The sequence below is a fragment of the Nocardia rosealba genome, assembly GCF_020216065.1.
In the GTDB taxonomy this organism is placed as follows: Bacteria; Actinomycetota; Actinomycetes; order Mycobacteriales; family Mycobacteriaceae; genus Nocardia; species Nocardia rosealba.
The window spans coordinates 884,294-904,575 of the sequence record NZ_JAIWNA010000002.1 but is presented as its reverse complement, the minus strand read 5'-3'; the positions used below and the strand labels follow the sequence as shown (position 1 = coordinate 904,575).

Below are 20,282 nucleotides of genomic sequence, written 5' to 3'. Positions count from 1 at the left end.
GGTTACCCGAATTCCGCTCAGCCGCTCTGCCCGGCGACCTCCCGATCGAGTTGTTCGTTGAGGACACCGGCGATGCGGGCCAGGACCGCGGGTTCGGTCATCGCCAGGTGGGTGGCGTCGACGTCGATGTCGGTGATGTGCCCGCGCACACTCGGTGCCCATCCCCGATGACCGGTCGCGTTCTCGCGGCGTTCGCCGGTGGCGGTGAAATACAGCATGTCGCTGTCGATTACCGGTGGATGCCAGTCGGCGGCGGCCCGGATCGACTCGTTGTAGGCGTCGGTCATGTGCTGGATGAGGGCGGCGTCGATTCCGAGCCGCTCCCCCAGTTTCTGTTCGATCAGTGCGGCGGCTTCCTCGGCGGTGGCGTCGGTGGGTACGAAGTCGATGCCCATGACCGGTCCGAGGTTGGCGACCAGTTCGCCGGCTGTCACGGTGGTGACGACGGTGGGATCGAATCCGTCGGCTTCGGCGTCGAGCAGTGCCAATAGCGCGACTTGTTCTCCGGCCGTGCGTATTTCAGCGGCGATGGCATGGGCGATCTGGCCGCCCAGTGACCAGCCGAGCAGGTGGTAGGGGCCGTGCGGCTGGATGGCGCGGATTTCGTCGAGGTAGCGGCGGGCGGTGTCTTCGATGGTCGCCGACCCTGGTTCGCCGCAGAGTTGTGGTGCCTGGATGCCGTAGACGGGCCGGTCCTCGGTCAGGTATTCGCCGAGGGGGCGGTAGCACCAGGCCAGGCCGGAGGCGGGGTGGATGCAGAACAGTGGGGGTTGTGTTCCGGTGGTGCGGATCGGTAGCAGGACATCGAATCCGGGTGTGGTCGGTTCGGTGGTGACGTGTCCGGTGCGCATTCCGGTTTCGATGCGTCTGGCGAGGTCGGTGGGGCGCGGGTCGGACAGGATCCAGCTGACGGGGACCTCGTAGTCGAGTTCCTTGCGGAGTTCGCTGACCACCTGCACCGACTTGAGGGAATTGCCGCCGAGGGCGTAGAAGTCGTCGTCGGCGCCGACGCGGGCTGTGCCGAGGACGTGCTCGTAGACCCGCGCGACTTCGCCTTCGAGCCAGGATTCCGGTTCCCGGAACTCCCCCACGTCGAATACCGGTTCCGGTAGGTGTTTGCGGTCGAGTTTGCCGGAGTCGGTCAGCGGCACGGTGTCGAGCACCATGACCGTGGTCGGCACCATGTAGTCGGGGAGTTCGGCGGCGGCGTGGTCGAGGACGGCGTCGGTGTCGACGTCGTGACCTGCCGTGGGTATCAGGTAGGCGACGAGCCGGTCCCCGGTGCCGGAGGTGTGGACGGCGGCGATGGCGCGGGCGACGGTGGGGTGCTCGGCGAGGACGGCTTCGATCTCGCCGAGTTCGATGCGCAGACCGCGCAGTTTCACCTGGAAGTCGGTGCGGCCCAGGTATTCCAGTTCGCCGGTGCGCAGGCGGCGGGCCCGGTCGCCGGTGCGGTACATGCGCTGACCTGCGGTGAACGGGTCGGGGACGAATCGTTCCGCGGTGAGGCCGGGGCGGGCGTGGTAGCCGCGGGCGATCTGGTTGCCGGCGAGGTACAGGTCCCCCGCTACCCCGGGTGGGACCGGGCGCAGGCGGGTGTCGAGGACGTGGGCGCGGACGTTCCAGACCGGTGTGCCCATGGGGATGCTGCCGGTGTCGGTCTCGGTGACGTGGTGGGCGGTGGCGTGCACGGTGAATTCGGTGGGGCCGTAGAGGTTGTGCAGTTCGGCGTGGGGCATGGCGCGGCGCGCGGCCGACACCACGTCGGCACCGAATGCTTCGCCGCCGACGAGCAAGGCGCGCAACGAGTTCAGGGATCGCGCGGGGGCGGCGTCGGCGAAGGCCGCGAGCATGGACGGGACGAAGGAGGTGACGGTGACCTGCCGGTCGGCGATGGTGTCGGCCAGGTAGGTGGGGTCGGTGTGTCCGTCGGGTCGGGCGATCACCAGGCGGGCGCCGACGGCCAGGGTGGCGAACAGTTCCCAGACCGAGACGTCGAAGGTGGCGGGGGTTTTCTGCAGGACGGTGTCGGCGGTGGTGAGCCGGTAGGCGTCGATGATCCAGTGGAGTTGGTTGAGCGCTGCGCTGTGCGGCACCGCAACACCTTTGGGGCGCCCGGTGGATCCGGAGGTGAACAGGACGTAGGCGATGTTGTGGGGTCGTAGTGGGGTGCGGCGGTCGTCGTCGCTGATGGGGGTGTCGTCGTAGCCGGTGAGGTCGATTCCGTCGAGGGAGGTGAGTTCGAGGACGGGGGCTGCGGTGGTGAGCATGTAGTCGATGCGGTCGGCGGGGTGGGCGGGGTCGATGGGGACGTATCCCCCGCCGGCGGCGTGGACGGCGTACACGGCGGTGACCTGGTCGAGGGATCGGGGCATGGGTAGTGCGACGAGGGTGTCGGGGCCGACCCCTCGGGCGATGAGCCAACGGGCGAGCCGGTTGACGCGTGCGGCGAATTCGGCATAGGTGAGGGTTTCGGAGCCGGATTCGACGGCGGGCCGGTCGGCGTGGGTGTGTGCGGCGTGGGTGAACAGGCTCGCGAGGGTTTCGTGCGGATCGAGGGGGTGTTCGGTGGCGTTCCACCGGTGCAGGAGTGCTTCGCGTTCGCTGGTGTCGAGCAGGTCGACGTCGTGGATCTGTCGGGTGGGGTCGGTGGCGAGTGCGCGCAGGATCCGTTGCAGGCGTTCGGCGATGGTGGTGGCGGTGGCCGGGTCGAACAGGTCGGTGGCGTAGGTGATCGTGCCGTTCATTCCGGTGGGTGCGCCGGTGCTGTCGTGGGTGTCGGAGACGGTGATCTGGAGGTCGAACAGAGAGGTCGCGGTGTCGGCTTCGACGGCGGATGCGGTGAGGCCGGGGAGCCGGAAGTCGGTGGTGGTGTGGTTCTGGAAAGCGAGCATCACCTGGAACAGGGGGTGGTGGGCGTGGGAGCGGACGGGGTTGAGTTCTTGGACGAGGCGTTCGAACGGGACGTCGGCGTGCCCGAATGCGGCGAGGTCGTCGCCTCGGACGTGCTCGAGGAGTTCGGTGAAGGTCATGTGGTCGGTGAGGTGGGTGCGCAGGACGAGAGTGTTGACGAACATGCCGACGAGATCGTCGAGTTCGGGTTCGCCGCGACCGGCGTAGGGGGTGCCGATGGCGATGTCGTCGGTGGCGGCGACGCGGCCGAGGGTGGCGGCCAGGGCGGCGTGGAACACCATGAACAGGGTGCTGTTGTGGGCGCGTGCGACCTTTTCCAAGGCGGTGTGCAGGTCGGCGTCGACGGTGAGGTCGACGTTGCCACCGGTGTAGGTCTGGATCGGCGGCCGCGGACGGTCGGTGGGGAGTTCGAGTAGCGGTGGCAGATCGGCGAGTCGGGCGGTCCAGTAGTCGATTTGCGCGCGCAGCAGCGAGTCGGGGTCGTGTGCGGCGCCCAGGACAGTGTGTTGCCAGATGGCGTAGTCGGCGTACTGGACCGGTAGCGGTGTCCAGGCGGGTGGGTGGTCGTCGACGCGGGCCTGGTAGGCGGTCATCATGTCGCGGGCCAGTGGGGCGAGGGAGGATCCGTCGCCGCAGATGTGGTGCAGGACCACGGCCAGCACCCAGGTGTCGGGGCCGGTGTCGTAGAGCCGGGCCCGCAACGGTACTTCGGTCGTGACGTCGAATGCGGTGGCCAGGAGTGCGGTGAGCGCGGCGGGCAGTGCGCTGTCGTCGATCGGGACGGGGTGCAGGGGTGGCGTGGCGAGGTGGGCCGGGAGGACGACCTGTGCGGGCTCGCCGTCGATGTGTGGGTAGCGGGTGCGCAGCACTTCGTGGCGGTCGACGACGTCGGTGAGGGCTCGGTGCAGGGCGTCGGTGTCGAGGTGGCCGGTGAGGCGGATGACGATGGGGATGCTGTAGGCGGCCGAGTCGGGTTCGAACCGGTTGAGGAACCACATGCGCTGCTGCGCGTAGGACAGCGGGATATGTGGTGGCCGGGGTTGCGGGGTGAGGGCCACTCGGCCGGTGTCGGCGTGGGATTCGGCGCGGGCGGCGAGTTTGGCGACCGTCGGTGCGTCGAAGATCATCGCGACGGGCACGGTGGCGTCGAGGGCGGCGCCGATGCGGGCGGCGACGCGGGTGGCGACGAGACTGTTGCCGCCGAGTTCGAAGAAGTCGTCGTCGGCACCGACGGCACGGTCGAGGCCGAGTACGTCGGTGAACACACCCGCCACGATTTCCTCGACCGGTGAGGAGGGGGCACGGAACTGTTTGGTCTGCAGGACGGGTTCGGGGAGGGCCTTGCGGTCGAGTTTGCCGTTGGGTGAGAGCGGGATCCGATCGAGGACCATGATCGCGGCGGGCACCATGTAGGCGGGCAGGGTGTCGGTGAGCGCGGTGGTGAGGGTGTCGACGGAGATTTGGGCACCGGGTGCCGCGACCACGTAGGACACCAGGGTGACGGGCCCGGTGCCTTCGCGGCGCGGGATGGTGACGGCGTAGGCGATGTCGGGGCGGGCACCGAGGGCGGTGTCGATCTCGCCGAGTTCGACCCGGTAGCCGCGCACCTTCACCTGGAAGTCGTTGCGTCCCAGGAATTCCAGGTCGCCATGGGTGTTCCAGCGGACGAGGTCGCCGGTGCGGTACATGCGGCTGCCGGGTTCGGCGTAGGGGCAGGCGGTGAATCGGTCGGAGTTGGTGGCGGCGCGGTTGAGGTAGCCGCGGGCCAGGGCTGGTCCGGCCAGATACAGTTCGCCGCTGACGCCGACCGGTGCGGGCCGGAGCCGGTCGTCGAGGACCAGTGCCTGGATTCCGGGCAGTGGGGTGCCGATGGTGGGTCGTTCGCCGGGACGGATCGGTTGGGTGGAGGTGGCGAGCATGGTGGTTTCGGTTGGCCCGTAGAGAACCCGGAATTCGCGGGTGCCCGCGCGGTCGCTGCCTGCCCACCGGTTGATGAGATCGGCGGGGACCTCGTCGCCGCCGGACACGATGTGCTGGAGGTCGTCGAGTCCGGTGGGGTCGACGGAGGCGAGGGCGGCGGGGGTGACGAAGGCGTGGGTGATGCGGTGAGTGCGCAGGAATCCGGCCAGTTCGTCGCCGCCGTAGATATCGGTAGGGGCGATGACGAGGGTGGCTGCGCGGCCGGTGGCGAGCAGGATTTCCAGGACCGAGGCGTCGAAGGACGGTGAGGCGAAGTGCAGTACGCGATCGCTGCCGCGGGGCGGGGTGCCGAGGCGTTGTCCGGCGACGAAGTCGGCGATGCCGGTGTGGGTGATCGCGACGCCCTTGGGGCGACCGGTGGATCCGGAGGTGAACACGATGTAGGCGACGTTGGTGGCGTGGAGTGGCCGCACCCGGTCGGCGTCGGTGACGGGTTCGGCGGATTCGCCCGTCAGTTGCGGGGTTTCGGCCGGGGAGTCGAGCAGGATCCAGTCGACGGTGCCGGGCAGTTGGGGTCGGGCGGCGGTCAGGGTGATGCCGAGGGCGGCGCGGGAGTCGGTGACCATCTGGTCGATGCGCCCGGCCGGGTACCGGGGATCGACGGGGACGTAGGGGGCACCGGTTTTGACGACCGCCCACCAGGCGACGACTTCGTCGGCGGTGCGGCCGGTGGCGACGAGCACAGGATGTTCGGGCCCGGCGCCGTGGCGGATCAACCGCCGTGCCAGCTGGTTGGAACGGGTGTCGAGTTCGCGGTAGGTGAGTTCGGTGTCGCCGGAGACGACGGCGGTGCCGGTGGGATTGTCGTGGACGGCGGCGGCGAAAACCTCCGGCAGCAGGGCCGGGGGCCGGGTGCCTGTCGGGCGTGGGCCGACCCGGGTCGACAGGTCGTGGTGTTCGGTGTCGTCGAGCCAGCCGAGGTCGCCGACGGCTTCGGTGGGGTCGGTGGTGATGGTTTCGAGGACCCGGAGCAGTCGTGTGCGGAAGGTGCGTGCGGTGGTTTCGTCGAACAGGTCGCGGGCGAAGGTGAGTGTTCCCGCCAGCCCGCGCGCTGCTCCCCCGTCGTCGTAGGAGTCGGCGAGGATCAGTTGCAGGTCGAATTGGGACAGGCCGGTGTCGATGTCGGCGCGGGAGACGGTGACGCCGGGCAGTTCGACGTCGGTACCGGACAGGCTCTGGAAGGCGAGCATCACCTGGAACAGCGGGTGCCGGTCCGCGGCGCGTTGCGGATTGAGTTCCTCCACAACCCGTTCGAACGGCACATCGCCGTGTTCGAAGGCGGCCAGGTCGGTGTCGCGGGTGTGGGTGAGCAGTTCGGTGAACGGTTCGCCGGTGTCGATGGAGGTGCGCAGGGCGAGGGTGTTGACGAACATGCCGACGAGGTCCTCGAGGCCGGGTTCACCCCGGCCCGCGACGGGGGTGCCGATCACGACGTCGTCGCTGCCGCTGAGGCGTCCCAGGACGGCGGCGAGGGCGGCGTGCATCACCATGAACAGCGAGGAACCGCGACTGTGGGCGAGTTCGCGCAACCGGGTGTGCAGACCGGCGCCGATATCGACGGGGATGCGGCCACCGGCCAGTGAAGCGACGGGTGGACGGGGGCGGTCGGTGGGGAGATCGAGCCGGTCGGGGGCGTCGGCGAGGGTTTCCCGCCAGAACCGCAGCTGGGTGGACAGCAGCGATTCGGGGTCGTCGGCGGCGCCCAGTACTTCCCGCTGCCACAGTGCGTAATCGGCGTATTGGACGGGCAGAGGCTGCCAGTCGGGTGCGTGCCCACCGACCCGGGCCGCATAGGCGGTGACGACATCGCGGGCCAGTGGGCCCATGGATTGCCCGTCGCCTGCGATGTGGTGGACGACGAGGGCGAGCAGGTATTCGCCGGTGCCCAGATCGAACAGTCCGATGCGGAGAGGGACCTCTGTCGTGACGTCGAATCCGTTGCGCACGAACGTATTCACCGTTACGGCCAGGGTGGTGGTGTCGACGGAAATGGTGTGCAAGGCGGGTGCGGGTTCGGCCAGGACCAGCTGACGAGGTTCACCCGCGGTCTCGGGATAGACGGTGCGCAGTACTTCATGGCGGGCGATGACGTCGGTGAGGGCGCGGTGCAGCGCGTCGGTGTCGAGTTCGCCGGTGAGGCGCAGCATGACGGGAATGTTGTACGCGGCGGATTCCGGTTCGAACCGGTTGAGGAACCACATGCGTTGCTGGGCCAGTGACAGCGGCAGGGGTTCCGGGTGCGGGCGCGCGGTGAGCGGGATCCGTTCGCCGGTGCGCAGAGTGGTGGTGTGGCGGGCGAGGGCGGCGACGGTGGGGGCCTCGAACAGGGCACGGACCGGTACCCGGACGCCGAGTGCGGCACCGACCCGGGCCACCACCAGCGAGGCGCTGAGTGAATCGCCGCCGAGGGCGAAGAAGTCGTCGTCGGCGCCGACCCGGTGCACCCCGAGGACCTGTGCGAAGGCGGCGGCGACGAGTTCTTCCGGCCAGGAGGCGGGAGCACGGTATTCGCGGGCGGCGAATACGGGTTCGGGCAGGCGGTCGCGGTCGAGTTTGCCGTGGGCGGTGAGTGGTACGTCGTGCAGGATCATGATGGCGGCGGGCACCATGTAGGTGGGCAGCGCGTCGGAGAGGGCGGCGGTGAGGGTCGCTACCGAGACCTCCTCCCCCGGTGCCGGCACCACATAGGAAACCAGGCGTGCCGGTCCCCCGTGATCGGTGTGCGCGAGGGTGGTCGCGAAGGAGATGTCGGGGCGGGCCGAGAGCGCGGCGTCGATTTCGCCCAGTTCGACACGTGAGCCACGGACCTTCACCTGGAAGTCGTTGCGCCCCACGAATTCCAGGTTGCCGTCGGCATTGCGGCGGACGAGATCGCCGGTGCGGTACATGCGGGTGCCGCCGCTGCCGAACGGGCAGGCGATGAACCGGGCGGCGGTCAAGCCGGGCCGGTCGATATAGCCTTCGGCCAGCCCCGGACCGAACAGGTACAGCTCACCTGCCACGCCCTGCGGGACGGGCCGTAGCCAGCTGTCGAGAACGGTGGCGGACACCGGACCGACGGGGCAGCCGATACCGATGGGCGCGTCGGCGGACAGTTCGGAAGCGGTTGCCCAGATGGTGGTTTCGCTGGGGCCGTAGAGATTGAGCATGGTGCGACCTGGTGCCCACCGTTGGACCAGTTCCCGTCCGACCGGTTCCCCGGCCGTCGCCAGGACCCGCAACGTGGTGAGGTCGTCGGCGGGGACGGTGGCCAGCGCGGACGGGGTGATCACCGCGTGCGAAATGTGTTCGCGGCGAAGGAGATCGGCGAGTTCACGGCCGCCGTACACGTCCGGTGGTGCGATGACGAGCCGTCCGCCGGATCCGTGTGCCATGAGCAGTTCGAACAGGTTGGCGTCGAAACTGGGGGACGCGACCTGCAGGACCGTGGACTGGTCGTCGACATGCAGCCTCCGGTGTTGTGCCGCGACCAGATCGGTCAGGGCACGGTGGCAGACCAGAACACCTTTGGGGGTGCCGGTGGAACCGGAGGTGTAGATGACGTAGGCACTGAGATCGGGTTGCACACCGGGCTCGGTGAGCGGTTCCGCCGATTCGGCCGCCACCCTGCGGTGAGTGTGGTCGTCGTCGACGATCAGCCAGTCTGTGCCGTCGGGCAATCTCGGTGCGGTGGCGGTATCGGTGATGCCCAGCGGTGCACCGGAGTCCGACAGCAGGAATTCGATCCGTCCGGCGGGCAGGTTCGGGTCGATCGGGAGGAACGCCGTCCCCGCCTTGGCGGCCGCCCACAGAGCCACGACGCCGGTGAGTGAGCGTGGGAGCGCGAGGGCGGTGATCCGGCCGGGCCGGGCGCCGCGGCGCAGCAGGGCACGGGCGAGGCGGTTGGATTGTTCGTCGAGTTCGCGGTAGGTGAGGGACGCCGCACCGCACTGTGCGGCAACGGCACCGGGGGTGCGAGCGGCGGTGGTGGTGAGGATGCCCGCCAGGGTGTCCGGGGTGTGGTGGGCGGTGTCCGGGTGGGCAGGTGCCGGTGCGCCGGGAAGTGCGAGCGCACCGAGCCGGGTGGCCGGGTCGCGGGCGATGCGGGTGAGGACGTCCACGAACCGGGTGAGGATGTGGTCGGCGCGGGGGCCGTCGAATTCGTCGGTCAGGAAGCGGAGCGTGATCCGCAGGCCCGAGGAACCTTCGGGGGTGGGTGCGACGACCAGGCTCAACGGGAACGGGGTGGCATCGACGCCGGAGATCTCGCCGACACGCAGGCCCGCGGAATCGACGAGTCGTTGCAGGGCGGGACGGTCGACGGGGAACGACTGGAATGTGACTGCGGTGTCGAACAATTCGCTGACGCCGACGCTGCGATGGATTTCGGGGAGCCCGATGTAGTGGTGGTCGAGCATGCGGGCGTGCTGGTCCTGGACCCGGGCGAGCAGGTCGCGCAGTGTCTGTGCCGGTTCGAGCCGGACCCGGATCGGGACGGTGTTGAGGAACATGCCGAGGGTGCGTTCCACCTGCGGCAGCTCCGGTGGCCGGCCCGACACCGCCGAGCCGAAGACGACATCGGTGTCGCCGGTGAGGACACGCAGGTTCAGCGCCCAGGCCGCCGCGACCGTGGTGCTGACGGTGACGGCCGCGTCGGCGGCGACATCACGCAGCTCGCGGTACACGTCGGCCGGCAGGTCGGTGATCACCTCGGCCGAGTTGCCTGAGCTGCCTGTCCCCCGGGTCACGCGGGTCGGGGAATCCACGTCCGCGTACTCCCGCGCCCAGGCGGCTTTGGACGCGGCGGGGTCTTGGTGTTGCAGCCAGGTGAGGTAGTCACGGTAGGAGGGGGCGGGTCCGGTGGTGCCGATTTGTTCTGGTGCACCGTAGTTTTCGAGCAGTTCGCCCATGAGGAGCGGCATCGACCAGCCGTCGAGGATCACGTGGTGATTGGTAACCAGCAGCCGGTGCTCACCGGGTTCGAGGCGGATGAGGGTGAACCGGATCAGCGGCGGTGCGGACAGGTCGAAACCGGCTGCGGCGTCCGCGGCGGCGATATCGGTGGCTGTGCGTGGGTCCTGCCCGCCGAACAGGTCGATGTCGCGGAAGTCGGTGTCGGCGTGGCCGAGCACGATCTGGTGTGGTCCGGCGGCGGTTTCGGCGAAACCGGCGCGCAGGATGTCGTGGCGGTCGATCAGAGCCTGGGTGGCGCGGCGCAGGCGGTCGACGTCGATCTCGCCAGTGAAGCCGATGGTGGTCTGGACGGTGTAGGTGTCGGCGTCGGCGGTGAAGGTGGAGTGGAAATGGATACCGGACTGCATCGGTGACAGCGGCCAGACTTCGGCCAGGCCCGGATACTGCTGCCGCAGTGCGGTGATCGCGTCATCGTCGAGGGTGACGAGTGGTCCCGAGGTGTCGTCGGTGCCCGTTGCGGAGGTGTCGCGGCGAGCGGTGGCGGCGAGCGCGGCCACCGTTTTCCCTTCGAACACCTCGCGTGGGGTGAGGACGAGCCCGGCGGCCCGGGCGAGCGCGACCAGGCGCATGGAGACGATGCTGTCGCCGCCGAGGGTGAAGAAGTTGCTGTCGGCGGACACCTCGTCCAGGTTCAGGACCTGTGCGAACAGGTCCGCCATCGTGCGTTCGGCGGGCGTGGCAGGGGCGCGTCCGGCGGTGTCGGGTGCGGTGAGTTCGTGCTGTCGTAGCGCTTTACGGTCGATCTTGCCGGTGGGGGTGACCGGCATTTCGTCGAGTTCCACGATCGTCGTGGGATGCATGTAGTGGGCGAGGGTGCGATCGAGGTGGTCGTGCAGGTGGGTTGTGTCCAGGGGTTGACCGGGTGCGCCGACGACAAAGGACACCAGGACCGGTTCTCCGGTCGGGCTGGTGCGTGTGACGGTGGCGGCGCTCGCCACGGCGGGATGGCGGGCGAGCTGGGTGTCGATCTCCCCCGGTTCGATGCGCAGGCCGTGGATCTTGACCTGCTGATCGTTACGGCCCAGATATTCCAGTTCGAGCCCGGTGCGCCCGCGAATCCAGCGCACGGAATCGCCTGTGCGATAGAGACGTTCACCGCTTCCGGAGTTCGGGTCGGCGATGAAACGGGAGGCTGTGGTCGCGGGCCTGCCGAAATAGCCGCGCGCCAGACCCGGCCCACCGACATACAACTCCCCCGCGACTCCGACCGGTACCGGTCGCAACCACATGTCGAGGACCGCGACGGAGACACCGTGCACGGGTCCACCGATCGTCACCGGTTCACCCGGGTGCAGGGCGGCCGAACCAGTTGCCCAGATCGTGGTTTCGGTCGGTCCGTAATGGTTCATCAGCCGTCGGCCGGGCGCCCACCGCCTCACGGTGTCCGCGCCGGTGGCTTCGCCGACCACCGCGATCGCGGTGAGGTCCGGCACCCGCGCCGGGTCGAGGGTGTTCAGCACCGACGGGGTGATGATGGCGTGGGTGACCTGTGCGGTGCGCAGCAGTTCGGTGAGGTCCGCGCCGCCGTACACCTCCGGTGGTGCGATCAGCAGGCAGGCGCCGTTGCCGTGGGCCAGCAACAGTTCCGAGACACTGGCGTCGAAACCCGGTGAGGCGACCTGCAAGACCGTGGAGGTGGAGTCCGCGCCGAAGGCCTCGGTGTGGGCGGCGACGAGGTCGGCCAGACCGCGGTGGGTCACCTGCACCGCTTTCGGGGTGCCGGTCGAACCGGAGGTGAAGATGAGGTAGGCGGTGCTGTCGGGTGACACCGGCCGGGCAAGTGCCGGGGCGCGGTGCGGTGAGTGGGCGTCGTCGAGGGTCAGCCAGTCCACGGTGCCGGGCAGATGCGCGGCGACCGGAGCGGTGGTGATCCCCAGACCGGTCCCCGAATCGGCCAGCATCCCGGCGATGCGTTCGCCGGGGTTGGCCGGATCGAGCGGAATGAACGCGGCACCGGTTTCGGAGACCGCCCAGATCGCGACGACCAGGTCGATCGACCGAGGCAGCGCCAGGGCGACGAACGTTTCGGGACGCGCACCGCGAGCGACGAGCTCGGCGGCGAGTTCGCCCGCCCGCCGGCGCAGCTCACGGTAGGTGAGAGTGATGTCGCCGGATCGGACGGCAGCCGCCTCGGGATACCCCTGGGCCGTCGCGGCGAGAATCTCGTGGAGGGTTCGTTCGGGCACGGCGGCAGCACCGGTGGCAGGCACCAGTTCGCCAGGGCCCGGGGTGACAGCGGCTGTGCGGGTGGCGGGCTCGGTGACCAGCTGCGTGAGGATCCGTTCGAACCGGGTGAGCAGGGTGGCGGCCTGATCGGTGTCGAACCGGTCGGTGGCATAGCGCAGCGTGAGCGTGTAGGTGCCCGCCTCGTCGCCGGTGGGACGCGGTGGGGTGACCTGCAGGCTCAGCGGGAACGGGGTGGCGTCCTGGGCGTCGAGATCGATCAGCCGCAGCCCGGCGGCATCGAGATCGCGGGCCAGACCGTCCCGGTCCAGCGGATAGGACTCGAGCACCGTGACGGTGTCGAACATGTCCGCGATCCCGGTGGCGCGCTGCAGTTCCGCCAAACCGATATGGCGGTGCTCGAGCATCGCGGCCTGCTCGGATTGCACCCGGATCAGCAGATCTCCGACGCTTTCGTGGGGATCGAGCCGCACCCGCACCGGCAGGGTGTTGATGAACAGGCCGACCATGTGTTCCACGCCGAGAAGCTGCGGCGGACGGTGTGACACCGTATTGCCGAACACCACATCGGAACGTCCGGTCAGAGCCGTGAGCAGCAGCGCCCACGCCACCTCGACGGTGGTGCCCGCGGTGACACCGTGGGAGCGGCCGAGATCGAGGACCGAGGCGGCGGTAGCGGTATCGAGGTCGAGCCCGACCTCACCACTGGCCGCACCACCCGTCCGGTCCGGGCGGCCCGAGACCCGGGTGGGGTTGTCCACCCCGTCCAGCATCCGCTGCCAGGCGGCCGTAGCGGCGGCATCGTCCTGGGCGTGCAACCACTGCAGGTAGTCCCGGAACGATCGCGGGGCGGCGAGCTCACCGGCATCGCCGCCGGTGTACAACACGAGGAGCTGGTGGATCAGCAACGGCATCGACCAACCGTCCAGCACGAGATGATGGTCGGTGATCAGCAACCGGTATTCGCCGGCACCGGTGCGCAACAGCTGGAAACGCAGCAGCGGTGGCCGGGCGGGATCGAACGGTGCGGTCGCCTCGGTGGTGAGGCGATGGATCTCGCGGTCACGTCCAGCGGCGTCGTGGGCACTGAGATCGGCTTCGCGCCACTCGGCGCGGACACTGTGCAGCACGATCTGGCGGGGACCGGCGGCGGTTTCGACGAAGGCGGTGCGCAGGCTGTCGTGCCGGTCGATCAGGGTTTGGGCGGCCTGGCGCATGCGCTGGGCGTCGACCTCACCGGCCAGGGTCAGTGATGCCTGCACGATGTAGCTGTCGTCACCCTCGCGGTCGTAGAGGGTGTGGAACAGCAGGCCGGTTTGCAGCGCGGTCAGCGGCCACACATCGGTCATCGCCGGGAATTCCCGCGCCCAACCATCGATATCGGTCTGCGAGACCGTGACCAGCGGGAAATCGGACGGGGTGAAACCGCCTGCGCCGTCGGTGCGCAGATGCGCGGCCAGACTGTGCAGCGCCCGCACCCACAGATCGGCGAACTCGGACACCTCGTCGGCGTCCATGATGCCCGTCGCGTACTCCCAGGTGGCCTCGAGCTCGAGTCCGTCGGGGCCGGGCACCGCGATCGCGTTCACATCCACGATCGCGGGCAACGCCATTCGACGATCGGTGGTCGCGGTGAGCGAGGTGAATTCGGTGGTGGGTGTCCACGCCCCCGAGTGATCGCCGACACCCACCCGCCCCAGATAGTTGAAACTGATCTGGGGCTCCGGCGCGGTCCCGAGCTCGGCACTACCCACGGGGTCGAGGTAACGCAGCATGCCGTAGCCGATCCCGTTGTCCGGGACCGCGCGTAATTGTTCCTTCACCTGTTTGATCGCCGACCCCGCTGCGGGGCCGCCGGTGAAGGCATCGTCGAGATCGACACCGGACATGTCGAGCCGGACCGGGAATCGGGTGGTGAACCAGCCGACGGTGCCGCTCAGATCCGCACCGGGCACCGCCTGTTCCTCGCGGCCGTGCCCTTCCAGCGAAATCAGCTCCGTCCCCGCGGTGTCACCGCGGCGGGCCCGCCACTGCGCCGCGGCCAAGGCCAGCGCCGCCAGCAGCGGATCATTGGCGCTGCCGTGGAACCGGGCCGGGATGCCGGTGAGGACGGCTTCGGTGATATCCGCGGGAAGACGCAACCGGATCCGGTCGGCGGTGGCCATGACATCGCGTTCGGGGTCCAGTGGCCGTGACCCGAGCAACCGGTTTCCCTCGGCGAGAACAGTTTTCCAGCGTTCCAGTTCCGCTGGGCGTCGGGCGGCGGCCTGTTCGGTCAGGCCGTGGACCCAGCTGCGCACCGAGGTGGTCCCCGTGCCGGGCTGCGGGTCCTCGCCGGTGGACACCTGCAACCAGGTGCGGGCCAGGTCGGTGAGCAGGATGCGCCACGACACCGCGTCGACGGCGAGGTGATGGACCACCAGCCACAGCAGGTCCGGGCCCGCGCCGGTGCCGTCCTGGACGCGCACAGCCTGCACAAGGACACCGGCGGCGGGGTCGAGACGGTCGGCAGCGTCCTGTAGGTGCCGGTCGATTTCGGCGGCGTCGCGGTGACGCAGTGTCACATGGGTGATGACGGCGTCGGCATCGACGGTTCCGGGGGCAGGCACTTCGAGGCGGTGCTCGTCGGAGTCGTCGGCGCGCAGGACGGCGCGCAGCATGTCGTGACGGTCCAGGAGGGCCTGCAGTGCGCGCGTCAGATGTGCCGGGTCGAGCCGGTCGGGTAGTTCGACGAGGGTGGCCTGCGCGAACCGGTCGTAATGCCCGCGACCGAGCATGGCGTGCACGATCGGTGACAGCGGGATCGGTCCGACGCCACCGCCGGGGAGTTCGCGCAGCTGCGGTGCGCCACCGGCCTCGGCGGCCATGGCGGCCAGGCCCGCGACGGTCTTGTGCTCGAACACATCCTGGGTGGAGAACCCCAGCCCGACGGCTTTCGCACGCGCCACCAGCTGGATCGAGAGGATGCTGTCACCGCCGAGGGCGAAGAAGCTGTCGTCGGCGCCGACCTGTGGGACACCGAGGATTTCGCTGAAAAGGCCGGCCATCAAGATCTCACGGTCCGTTTCCGGGTCGCGCCCGGCCGGTACCGCCCCGAATTCCGGTTCCGGCAGCGCGCTGCGGTCGAGTTTGCCGAACGCGTTCACCGGTAGCTGGTCCAGCGGCACGATCACCGCCGGAACCATGTGCGGCGGCAACGATTCCCGCGCGAACCGTTGCAGCAGTGTGGGGTCCACGCGGTGATCCTCGACGGGGACGACATAGGAGGCCAGGACGGTGGTGCCGGCATTGTTGTGCACCGGGACGGTCACCGACAGGTCGACATCGGGATGGGCGGTGAGGGCGGCGTCGATCTCGGCCGGTTCGATCCGGTAGCCACGGATCTTCACCTGGAAATCGCTGCGGCCCAACAGTTCCAGCGAAACGCTCGAATCCTCGGTGACCCAGCGGGCCAGATCGCCGGTGCGGTACATGCGTTGCCCCGGATCGCCGTACGGGTCGGCGACGAAACGGGCCGCGGTGTCGGCGAAGCGCCGGTTGTAGCCGCGAGCCAGGCCGGGCCCGGCCAGATACAGTTCGCCTGCCGTGCCGACCGGCACCGGTTGCAGGGCCCGGTCCAGCACCATGGCCGCCACACCGCGGACGGGGCTGCCGACGGTGAGGTCGTGGCCGGGCCGGATCCGCGCGCCCGCAGCGGTCACCGTGGCTTCGGTCGGCCCATATTCGTTGAACATCGCGCAGTGCCGTGACCACCGGTCGATCACATGTGGTGGGCACACGTCGCCCCCGACCACCACCACCCGCAGCTCGGTCAGCGGATGTGGGTCGACGGTCGCCAGCATCGCCGGCGTCAACGTCAGATGGGTGACGTGCTCGTCGGCGAGCAGTTCGGTGAGCCGGTCGCCGCCGATCACCTCCGGCGGCACGACCACCAGCGTGGCCGCGTTCGCGAAACAGGTCAGGAACTGTTCGAAGGAGGCGTCGAAAGCCGGTGAGAGGGCATAGGACACCTGTGATCGCGGGCTCAGCGCATAGGCGTCGCTGCGGTCGGCGACCAGATTCGCCAGGCCACGGTGGGTGACCTGCACGCCCTTGGGCACACCGGTGGAACCGGAGGTGTAGGTGATGTAGGCGAGGTCGCCGACATGCAACGGGCGGACACGGTCGGCATCGGTGACCGGTTCGTCACCGATGCCGGCGCAGGCGTCGCGGATCGCGGGATCATCGAGGACCAGCGCGGGCGCGCTACTCGGCAGCCGGTCCCGTACGGCGTCGAGCGTGACGACCACCCGGGCGCCGCTGTCGGCGATGATGTGCTCGATGCGTTTCGTCGGATAGTCCGGATCGATCTGCACGATCGCGGCCCCGGATTTCGCGACCGCCCACGCCGCGACGACCGACTCGGTTGAACGGCGCAGGGCGATCGCCACCGCTGTCCCCGGCCCGCATCCGCGACCGATCAGGTACCGGGCGAGCCGTGTGGAGCGGGTGTGCAACTCGCGATAGGTCAGTGTCGAGGTGTCGGCGGTGACTGCGGTAGCGGCCGGGTCGTGGTACGCCCCGGCGGTGAGGATATCGGGAAGCAGCCGGTCACCGGCACTCTCTGGTCCTCGCACAGGTAGCAGCGCGGCCCGTTCCGTCGGTTCCAGCAGCGGCAGGGTGCTGACGGGTTGTTCCGGCCCGCCGGTGAGGAATTCGTCCAGGAACCGCAGGAACCGGGCGTGGTGAGCGGCGAGTTCGTCATCGTTGTAGACGCTCGGGTTGCCCTGGAAATCTATGTGGGTGCTGTCGCGGCCCGCGCCGGGATAGATGTTGACGAACAGGTCCGACGTGGGCCCCGAGGTCAGCACATGCAGCCGGCCGACGGTATCGCCGAGCACGATCTCGTTGCTCACCATCATCAGGTTGATCGCCGGCCCGAACGACGCGGTTTCGTCGCGGGCGATGCCCATATCGCGGAAGATGTCCTCCTGCCGGTACCGCTGCCGCCGCAGCGCGCTGGTCAGCTCGCTCTGCACGGCGGTGATCACCGCACCCGTCCCGTGCCCGGCCACGGGCACCCGCAACGGGACCACATTGGCGACCATCCCGCCGGACCGGCGCAGCACCGCGGAATGGCGACCCGAGACCGGCAGGCTCAGCAACACTTCGTCGCTGCCGGTCATCCGGGCGAGGTAGGCGGCGAACGCGGCGACGATCACCGGGGTGACGCTGGTTCCTCGGTCGGCGACGACCCGGTCGAGCTGTCGCGCGGTGTGGTCGGGCAGGGTCGCGCTGACCAGCGTCGGGTGAATGGTCGGTGTGCCGCCGTGGCCCGCGAGGCCGACGACGGGTGGGGCGCCGTCGAGGTGTTCGGTCCAGTAGTCGCGGTCGTTGTCGAAGCGTGTCGAACCCCGGTAGGCCAGGTCCTGGTCCACGATGTCGCTCAGGTCCTTCGCGGTGGAGGCCGGCGCCTGCTCCCCCGACACCCCCGCGTTGTACAGCTCGACGATCCGCTGCATCATCGTGACCGCGGCGAAACCGTCGAGCACGATATGGTGCGCGCGCTGATACCACAGGTAGTGGTCGTTACCCGTTTGGAAGACAACGCATTTCATCAGCCGGTCGTTGCGCAGATCCAGTGGGGCGGAGTAGTCGCGGACCATGAGGTCGTGTGCGGTGGCCACCGGGTCGTCGTCCCCGCGCAGATCGAGCACCGATACCGGTGAGGGCAGGTCCTCGTCGACGACCTGATACGGCTCACCCTCGACCTCGACCAGCCGCACATGCGCGCACCCGAACTCCCGCCCGGCGGTTTTGGAGGCGGCGACGAGCCCATCGACGTCGACGGGCCCGTCGATCTCCACATACTGGGCCACCGAAATCGGGGATCGGCGCGCCAGATGCTGCGCGAACCAGATCCCACGCTGCGCCGCGGACAGCGGCAGGGCATCGTGGGGTCGCGGACCGGAACCGTTGCCGTTGTGTGGGTGCGCGCCGTCGCCCGGCGCGGAAACAGGCTGCTCCCAGCTGCTGTCCAGATGGTGCTTCGACTGGGTCATGTGGACCTCCGTGTATTGCGTCATTCCAGGAACAGGCCGACAAATCGGGCCGTCCATGCCCCCGTGAACGTGCGTCACCACCGGAAATGAAAAGCGAATTCAGCAAAATGGCGCGGAACATCGACCGCAGAGAATGCGGTGCGTAATTACTCCAGCTTTCGGCAGTGGCGAATTGGTGGCGAACCTGTAATAAACACCTTCGAATAATTGTTAACGTTTCATGTAAGCGGCTGTCGCTTATGCCCATGTCCCGGGTCGCGGGCGTGAAACGTGCGGCTGACCCGTCGGCGCGGCAGACGCGCTCCGGCGATCCTCGCCCAACGGGCAGAAGGAACGCAGGTCACAGCAGTGTCTCGACCCTTGACAAGCAGGAAGTGAACGGGGGTGGAAGTCATCGGCAGCACCGGATCGCCTGCTGGGACATGGTGTGCCCAAGGCCCAGCGTGTTCCAGCAGGATTCGACGACCACTCTGTCGCCGAACACGCGCTATGGATTCCCCACAACCCCGACAATTGGAGGATTCAACCGTTTCGCCCGATATGCCGGTTGCGGCATTTTCGGACCGGCGGTTGCCGGGACTTTTTCGCGTCCTGGCAACCTGCCCAGAAAGCCATAATAAGCAAGTTTAGACACGCGGCGCAATGGGTACTTACGCCTTCTGTGTTGCGCGCCGAGGTGGCGGTAGTTGAAAGCGCAAGGCAGTGCCCAGGACTCGTGAATATTCGCGTCGGCCGGCGTCGATAAAAGAAGTGGTCGGATCTGCCCGTTACCGATCCGGCCGTCCCCGTCGGTCGGCACCACGACCCAGAGCAGCAGCCTCCGGCTTGTGGCCTCGGTCTCTGGTGAGCTGTGCGGCCAGCACAAACCGGGTGGACTCAGAATGTCCGAGTCAGTACATGGGGGTGCCAGCGGCAGATGCCGAGGGCGAAGCGGAGGTCGAAACTGTTGGTGTCCAACGTGATTCCGTAGCGGGTGGTGATCTGCTGGATGCGGTACTGGATGGTGTTGCGATGGACGTCGAGGGCGCGGGCGGTGCGCGAGTAGCTGGCGCCCTCGGTGAGGAAGACGTCGAGGGTGTCGCGTAGGAGTTCCTTCTTGGCGCCGGTACCCGCAAGCGGGCCGAGGGTGCGGCGGACGAGGGCGGCGAGTTCGTCGGGATCGTCGGTGAGCAGGGCGAAGGGGGCGACGGCGTCGTAGGCGACGACCGGCGGCGCGGTGTGACCTGCCGACACGGCCAGATCTTTCGCGCGGGCCGCGTTGCGGGTGGAACGGCGGAAACCCGGCAGACCTTCGCCGAGGGAACCGAGCGCGACGCGCACCGGCAACCCGGATGCGACGACCTGGGCGGTCAGGTCGTCGATCGCCTGCTCCCCCTCGGTGGGGAACCAGATCCGCAGAGCCCGGTCTCCGGTGGAGGCCACCAGGCCACGGCCGACGGTCCGCAGCGCCGACACCACCACCTGACGTGCCTGTTCCAGTGCCCGGGTCGCCTCGACACCCGTGACGGTGGGCGGTGTCCAGATCTCCACGGCGAGATGGCTTCGGTCGAGGCGATATTCGAGTGCTTCCTCGGCCGCGGGCACATCCACGTCGTCGCTGTCGAGGAGCCGGGCGATCCACTGCTGGCGCGCGGCCTGCCTGCTGCTGAGCCAGCGGTCGCGTTCGGCCTCGTAGATCCGGCCCATGGACGAGTTGAGGCGGTCGAGGTAGATGCTGGCGAAGCGCAGGAGTTCGGCGATGCGGGCATTGTGGTCGATCCCCGGGGTAGCCAGGATCAGCCCGATGGCGGCGTCGAGCAGCCGGTACTGGCCGAGGCCGTAGGCGCGCAACAACACGGTCAGCGGCACACCGCGCCGGGCCAGTCGCTGCGCGTAGGCGGCCGCACCCGGGGGTGGGCCGACGGTCGCGGGGTCGATGTTGTTGGCGAGCACGTACTGCACGGCGGCGATGTTCTCGGCGATGCTCGCCGCGCGCATGTCGCCCAGGTCCGCGGCGATGTCGTCGACGGGGATCATCTGCTCGGTGACGCGGATGAGGTCCTCGGTGATGCCCCCGGTCAGCGGCGCCAGCGCGTGCCCGACCCAGGTGAGGGTTCCGTATGTCGCCACGTGCACGCTCCGTTCGCTGCCCAAATTCCGCCGACCGCATTGTGCCATCCGCACAAATTCGGGCTCCAGGTAGCTTTTTGGGCTGGCAAACAGACCGGAGAT

The 20,282-nt window shown here is 68.8% G+C and carries 2 protein-coding genes; both read right to left on the bottom strand.

Features of this window, described 5'->3' with window-relative positions:
* Window positions 1-17: 17 nt before the first annotated feature.
* A complete protein-coding gene (locus LDL21_RS11020) occupies window positions 18-18,071 on the bottom strand; it encodes a non-ribosomal peptide synthetase (protein WP_225279905.1) in 18,054 nt (6,017 codons plus the stop codon).
* An 876-nt stretch (window positions 18,072-18,947) separates the two neighbouring features.
* Window positions 18,948-20,180 carry a PucR family transcriptional regulator gene (locus LDL21_RS11015; RefSeq protein ID WP_225279904.1) on the bottom strand — a complete coding sequence of 411 codons (1,233 nt, stop codon included), beginning with the start codon at window positions 20,178-20,180 and terminating at the stop codon, window positions 18,948-18,950.
* Window positions 20,181-20,282: the final 102 nt, after the last annotated feature.